Below are 1,324 nucleotides of genomic sequence, written 5' to 3' on the forward strand. Positions count from 1 at the left end.
CCCCCCTTGAAGGCAAAATAAAAGAGCAACCAATAATTTCGGTTGCTCTTCCTCACTAATTTTAATAATTCCTAATCCCTTATCTGTCTCATTCTTCTAAGTAATGCTCTGTTTTCATTTACAGCATTAATTATAGTTTGAAATGCAGTAATGGATTCCACATTCCTATCTAAGTTAGGTATTGGGAATTTATCAAAAGATGACCTTGTTTTTGTAACAAACCCATCTTCTTCAGGATCAAAATACTTAATTTTTTCAATGATGCAGTTTGGAGATGAAAGCGCAGCATGGGCAAAAATATTATCGTTCAAATCTCCTTCAGATGTAGTTTTCAATACGATGCTATCCATAAGTGATGAATCTTCATTCCATAACGTTTTTATGAAATTATTTTCCTCTTCATCGTCAGATAACTCGTGTCCATCATTAAACGCTGTTCTTTCATTTAGATTAGAAACCTTTATTTCTACAACTCTATGATTATTGAATAAAGTAAGAAATAGATCGTTTCCTTCTGGCAACAAGACTGGAATAAGGGTAAACCCAGCGTTAAAAACATTATTAAACGCATCACCGAAAATCTCTATTAATCTATTCAAGGATTTACCTGGCTTTAGATTTGTTGGTGAATATTTTCTGTTCTGTACCAAAAACGCTCTAGTGTTAAAGTCTAATGCAAAAAAAGTCCTTTCGTATGGTTCAATGTCATCCATAACGCTAATACTTTTATCATCGTCAACACTATAGCTATTTGGTATAAATTCTTCGCTAAGTGTACCAGTTAGGACACCGTTTTCAAGTTCCACATCATTGTTGATAACATAGTTCAATCCATGATCGCCTTCAAAGAAATCAGAATTAATTAGGTAATCCCTTAATTCAGTTTCTCTTCCCTCAAAGTTAATATCCTCAAATATTTGATAGACTTTAAAGTCCATATAGAAATACCTCCCTTCTTTGCAAGATATTTCTATTTTACAATATTCGTCAAAATTATCATACTTCTTTACTAAAAACTTCAACTGAATCAGATGATATCCAATATTGCTCTCCATCTTTTGTCGCGATTCTCAAATCTACTCCTAATGCATGTTCCTCTGCATCGATAATTTTTGCCAATTGTCCATTATAGACATCATCATTAATAATCTTCACTGAGCTCACATTTTTAAACTCGTCCAATTTTGATTCCTCCCTTATTTTCTTCATTTAACCACCTCCATAAAATTCTATTTTTATTTTAATTTCCCTTTTTTATTTAAATTTATACTCAATTTTATTTTTTATGATTAAAACTTTAAACCTTGCTGCGTATAATCTTCCT

The 1,324-nt window shown here is 31.7% G+C and carries 2 protein-coding genes; both read right to left on the reverse strand.

Annotation, left to right across the window (positions count from 1 at the left end; genetic code table 11):
- Positions 1–71 precede the first annotated feature (71 nt).
- The gene (locus tag PBF_RS24735; RefSeq protein WP_035333671.1) at positions 72–938 is read right to left on the reverse strand and encodes a hypothetical protein; all 867 of its coding nucleotides are present in this window, start codon (positions 936–938) and stop codon (positions 72–74) included.
- Positions 939–996: 58 nt separating this feature from the next.
- Positions 997–1,209, reverse strand: coding sequence for a hypothetical protein (locus PBF_RS24740; RefSeq protein WP_035333673.1), 213 nt, complete (start codon positions 1,207–1,209; stop codon positions 997–999).
- Positions 1,210–1,324: the final 115 nt, after the last annotated feature.

Origin of the sequence: Cytobacillus firmus DS1 (assembly GCF_000565285.1) — a bacterium.
Classification (GTDB): Bacteria; Bacillota; Bacilli; order Bacillales; family Cytobacillaceae; genus Cytobacillus; species Cytobacillus firmus_A.